The following is a 6,318-nucleotide window of genomic DNA, read 5'->3' on the forward strand; positions in this document are numbered from 1 at the left end:
TTTTTCATAGATGTGTTTTGTATTTCCTTTTTCGTCTACTTCAGTCTTAATAATCTTGTATCCTGGGATATCTTTAGTTGGTTTAGTTCCATCTTCTGTTGGCGAAAGTGGGTTACCATCTTTATCAACGAATGAGGTATCAGGACGAACTGTAGGAGTGTAAGTAGCTGTGACTGGTGTTCCATTCTTATCTATACGTTTAACGGTTACACCTGATGCTTTACCTACGAAGTCAGGTTCTGGTGTGAAGGTTACTTTACCGTTCTCATCGATTGTGTATGTTCCTTCTCCTGGTACTTTCTTCTCAGTTGTGCCATCGTCAAATGTTGGTTTAACAGTTTCGTCGATTTCTACTGGTACTTCTTTACCGTTGATTGTTACTTTGCCACCTTCAAATGTTGGTGTTCCTGATTGAGGTTGTCCTTTAGGACCTTCTGATTCAGAATCTTTTGAAGTTGGTGTTACTGGAACGACTACTGGAGTGTACTTAGCTGTGATTGGTGTGCCGTTCTTATCCACACGTTTAACTGTTACTCCTGTCGCTTGACCAGTGAATGTTTTCTCTGGTGTGAATGTTACTGTACCATTCTCATCGATAGTGTATGTTCCTTCACCTGGGACTTGCTTCTCAGTTGTGCCATCGTCAAATGTTGGTTTAACAGTTTCGTCGATTTCTACAGTTTTTTCTTCACCGTTAACTGTTACTTTGCCACCTTCAAATGTTGGTGTTCCTGATTGAGTAGCACCTTGAACATTTGTAGTGATAACATCTGAACTTGTTGGTGTAGCTGGTTTTACAACTGGTGTGTAAGTAGCTTTAACTGGTGTGCCGTTCTTATCTTCGCGTTGAACTGTGACACCTGTTCCTTTACCTGTGAAGTTCTTTTCTGGTGTGAATGTAACTGTTCCATCTGGAGCTACTGTGTATGTTCCTTCGCCTTCGATAGTTACTGAATCTACTGGATCTCCTGTTTTCGGATCTACCAATTTAGCTGGTTTATCTTCGTTGATTTCTACAGTTTTTTCTTCACCGTTAACTGTTACTTTGCCACCTTCAAATGTTGGTTTACCTGTTTGAGTTGAACCTTGGATATCTTCTGTTACAGCGTCTGTTCCTGTTGGTGTTGCTTTCTTAACAACTGGTGTATACTTAGCTGTGACTGGTGTACCGTTTTTATCTTCACGTTGAACTGTGACACCTGTTCCTTTTCCTGTGAAGTTCTTCTCTGGTGTGAAGGTAACTGTTCCATCTGGAGCTACTGTGTATGTTCCTTCGCCTTCGATCGTTACTGAATCAACTGGATCTCCTGTTTTCGGATCTACCAATTTAGCTGGTTTATCTTCGTTGATTTCTACAGTTTTCTCTTTACCATCAATTGTTACTGTTCCACCCTTGAATTCAGGTTTACCTGTTTGAGTTGAACCTTGGATATCTTCAGTTACAGTATCTGTTCCTGTTGGAGTTACAGGTTTAACTTCTGGTGTGTAAGAAGCTTTAACCGGTGTGCCGTTCTTATCTTGACGAACGACTTCAACACCTTTGGCTACTCCTGTAAATTGTGGTTCTGGCTTGAAGGTTACTGTTCCGTCTGGAGCTACTGTATATGTTCCTTCGCCTTCTACAGTTACTGAATCAACTTGTTCTCCTGTTTTTGGATCCACCAATTTAGCTGGTTTATCTTCATCAATTTCAACAATCTTCTCTTCACCGTTAACCATAGCTGTTCCGCCTTGGAATACTGGTTTACCTGTTTGAGTTGCACCTTGAACATCGACAGATTTAGCTGGATCTGCTGTTGGTGTTACTCCTACGATTGTTGGTGTGTAGGTTGTCGAAACTTTAGTTCCGTTTTCGTCTTCTGCTTGTACGTTAACTGGTTGTACTTTACCTTTGTAAGCTTTGTTAGTTGGTGTGAATGTTACTTTGTTAGTAGCTGGGTCAATTGTGTATTCCCCTACTTTGTTTCCTTCTGGATCTAAAGCGTCTACTGGAGTACCAGGAACTACTGGGTTACCTGAAGCATCAAGAAGAACCGCTGAGTTAGCTTTGATTGGTACTGATTTTTTAACACCTTCTACTGTTGTTTCACCAGGTGCAAATGTTACAGTTCCATCTTGTACTTCACCTTGGATTCCTGAAGATTCCGCTGGTGTTGCTGTTGGTGTTACACCTACGATGTGTGGAGTGTAAGTAGTGTTTACTTTAGTTCCATTTTTATCTTCTGCTTGAACTTTAGCTGGAGTTACTTTACCAGTGTAAGTTTTGTCAGTTGGTGTGAATGTTACTTCACCTGTTGCTGGGTTTACGGTGTATTCCCCTACTTTGTTTCCTTTTTCATCTAATGCATCTACTGGACCATTTGCTTCTGTTCCATCTGGATTCAATAGTTTTACAGAGTTTTCTTTAATTGGTACTTCTGCATTTCCTGCTGTGAATGTTGGTGTTCCTTTTTGAGTTTCACCTTGTACTCCTGCAGAGTCTGCTGGTTTAGCTGTTGGTTCTACAGCTGTTACTGTTGGAGTGTATTTTGTAGTAGCTGTAGCTGTTACATCTTGTCCATCTTTATTTTGACCTACTGGTGCTGTTAATGTTACGTCAACACCTGTTGCAGTTCCTTTGAATGTTGGAAGTGGTTGGAATGTTACTTCACCTGTTGTTGGATTGATTGTGTAAGTTCCTTCTCCATCTACAGTTACAGAGTCAACTTTAGCTCCAGTTTTTGGATCTACTAATTTAGCTGGGTATGTAGCACTTGGTGTTACAGTTGCAGCATTATCAGTTCCTGCATCAGTTTTGAATGTTGGAGTTTTCTTCTGTGCTTTTCCTTGAACATCAGTTGATGTTTCAGGATCGGCAGTGATTTCTTTTGGAGTTACGTTTGGTACATAAACTGCGTCCATAGTTTTTGTAGTAGTTGTATGTGTACCATCATTGATGTTGACAAGACCGTGTTGATCTGTCAATGAAGTCCATCCAGTTGATTGACCATTAGCGTCTACCGCACGAAGTACGATACCATCAGCTTTACCTACGAAGTTAGCTTCTGGAGTAAATGTTACACCTGTATCAGTTACTTCATACGTACCTTGACCCTCTTTAGTGTAAGTTTTAGCTAAAGTTCCATCTGGTTTAACAATCATTACACCTTCAGTTTGCACTTTTTTAGTTGATGCTAAACTAATTGAATTACGTTGTTCAGTGTAATCGATTTTACCATAAGCATTGAATGTAGTTTTACCATTGTTAGAACCTAATTCAGATGCATCAGCTTCTACACGGTTAACAAATTCAATACCGATATTTTGTTTTTCACCTTGTTTACCAGTAGTTTCTTCATAGTCTCCACGTGGTGGGTGAGAAACTCGGATTTGGTTATCTTCAACTTCCCCAGAGTATGCAATTCCTGTAGCTTTTTCTACTTGATCTTCATCTTTTGCGATACGAACACGGAAGTTTACAACATCCTTACTAGTATCGATGACTTGGGTATTTGTAAATGTAAGTTCTACTTCTTGACCATTTCCAGTTACTGTAGCGATATTAGATTCTTCACCTTTATCAAATTTACCATTTCCGTTGAAATCAATAAATCCACGCACATAAGCTGGTGCAACAGTATCTGTGTATTTGTCATTACCATTTGCCGAAGCAATAACCTTAACTTTATAAGTATTGTCCGGAGCTTTAACTAATTGTACCTCTGGAAGACCCGTATCTTTATTTTGTTTAAAGTTATCTGGAGCAATAAGTTGATCTACACCTTCATCAGCATTATCTTTTGCATCATCTGAATCTACTCCAACTACACGAGTACCTGGCGCAGAGTCAATATCCGCTTTTACTTTACCTAAATATGGTTGTTGAATCTGTTTAATTGCTTTTGTGTCATAATCTATAGATTGTGTTCTTAAGTAGTGTTCAGCCATTCCATAAGATTCTGGAAGATCTCCAAAGTCAGAGAACTTGATACCAATCATAGAAGATTGTTGTCCAGAAGACATGATGTATAGTCCTACTTCTGTTACATTGGCAGTAGATAATATTGCTGTTCCTGATCCGTTTTGGTTTAGAGCACCTCCAAACACTTGAGATCCAAGACCTGCAGTAGCAGCATCAGGAGTAGCAAATTTTCCACCACTTAAGGCATTATAGAATTTTTCATCTTGCCATTTAAGGACAGCAGTTTTACCACCATTCATATCTTTAAATTGATCAAGTGGACGATAAGCATTTTTATTTGTTTTATATCCAACAATTGCAGCTAAGTCCCATGGTGTACCATCTGTTGTATAGATTTCAGACTCAAGCGGTCCGACGTCTTCCCCAGAAGTCATAACGATACCAGGTTTAACAGCTTTACCGTTATAAGTCGCTGTTACTTCAAATTTAACCCCAGCTGCTTGACCGTTTTTAGGTTGACCCGCAGGGTTAGTTCCTGCGATTGTTGTTTTAGCATTACCAGTTGTCAAACCAGAATTGGCAACGTGTGTCCACTGGTTCTGAGGATTCGCACCTAATCCTGTTGCACCATTTTCTGGATTGAATTTATTTTCTTTATCAGGTTGATAAGAACTTTCTAAATCAGTTCCAGCAACACGATTTTTGAATATTTCTGTTGATTCGAACGGTTTTAATTCTTTAACCTTCATAGTAACGATATAACCAGGAATCAATTCTTTTGTATAAGTAGAACCGATTTGAAGTTGGTTATTTGCGTTTAACCCTGTCCACGCATTTGTATCTCCAAAGTCTAACCATTGGATTTGGTCGTTTAAATCTTTAATTTCTTTTAGATTATCTTCTTTAGTTTTTACTTTGATATCTGATAGTGAAGAATATCCGTGATCTTCTAACCATTTTTTACCTGTTTCAGTACTTGCATCTTTAAGTGCTGTTGTTTGTGCATCTGCCAAGTTAACTGAAAACTTCCCGTCACGGCCAATTCCTGCATTTTTTAACTCATTGTAAACTGCAAGGATTGACTCGTTAAGGCGTTCCAATTGAGCATCTACTTGCTCTTTTGTCACACTCTTATCAGCTAGAAGAGTCTTAGTTTTAGCAATAACCTCTTTGTTTTTAGCGACTGCTTCTGTAACTGCTGCCTTGTTTTCTTCTTTGACATCAGCCTTAGCTAGTTCAGTCTCAGCCAATTTGTTAGTTACTTCAGCTTCTGATGATACTTGTGTTAGAGTTGTTTTTGCTACTGAAAGATCTTTTTCAGCTGGAGTAGCTTTCTTTTCAGCTTCAGCTTTTGCTACTTCTTCTTCAGACGCTTGTTTCTTGTCGAAACCAGCAGTATTCGACTCAGTTACAACTGTGCTCAACGCTGATACAGTTTCTGCTTGTGCATCTACATCTGCTTGGCTAGCGTCTCCCTTAGCTAGAGTTGCTTTAGCTGTTGCCAACACTTCCTTAGCTGAGTTTACTACTGTAGCATCTGCGTATTTAGCAGTTGAAAGTTTAGACTCCAAAGTAGCAATACTTGCTTCAAGGATAGCCTTGTTTACTTTTTTAGTATCTTCTACTTTAACTTCAGGTTTCACTTCTGTAGCTTTTTCAGTTTCTGGATTAACAGTCTCTGTATTCACAGTTTCTGGCTTCGCAGTCTCTACTGTTTCGGCTTTAGGCTCAGCCTTTTCCGTCTCTTTGTCACCTTGACTAGAAGCAGATGTTGTAATAGCTGTTTCAGCTGATTGTACTTCCGTCGCTGATACTACACCATTACCTAAGAACATTAAACCAGCTGCAATCGCTACTGATGCCGCTCCAAAGCTGTACTTACGAATACCGTAACGAATGTACTTCTCCGCTCGAAAATCTTGTTGTTTCCCTTGCATGCGAGTAACAACCTCCTTATAAATTATTTCACTTTTCAATGTACTTAGCACAAAAAAATCCGACATTTTTAACATTTAATATAACAATGTTTTTATGCCAAAATTATGCACTCCGATACGTCTCAATGATATCACACTTCCGTATTGTAAGCAAACTATTAAATTTAAAATTTAGACTATAATAAATAAATTTTATTTTTCAAAATTATTTATAGTAGTAAATATATTTTTGTTTTTAAGTATCTATCCTCTTTTTAGTAATATTAAAATAATTTTTACCATTTTATTAAATGTTAGCAAACCTATTTTCAGAAAACATTTGTGAATTTCAAAAAACCAATGATTTTTACATCATTGGTTTTCTGCTATATTCGTTTATCAGAAAGATTTAATTAATCTTCTTTCTTCTTGCGAGCTACAAGACCAAATCCACTCAATACTCCAAGAAGCCCAAGTGCTACTAGACTATTATTGTCTTCA

Annotated in this window: 2 protein-coding genes; both read right to left on the bottom strand. The window is 38.4% G+C overall.

The genetic code is table 11. The features are described 5' to 3' along the window. Positions 1-5,838 (bottom strand): Ig-like domain-containing protein (locus HMPREF9425_RS06610; protein WP_037621545.1); only part of this gene is annotated, 5,838 nt, incomplete at its 3' end. Between the two features lie 392 nt (positions 5,839-6,230). Further along, positions 6,231-6,318: LPXTG cell wall anchor domain-containing protein (locus HMPREF9425_RS10720; RefSeq protein ID WP_155809888.1), on the bottom strand; the 88-nt coding region annotated here is incomplete at its 5' end.

This window comes from Streptococcus vestibularis ATCC 49124, from assembly GCF_000188295.1.
Lineage (GTDB): Bacteria > Bacillota > Bacilli > Lactobacillales > Streptococcaceae > Streptococcus > Streptococcus vestibularis.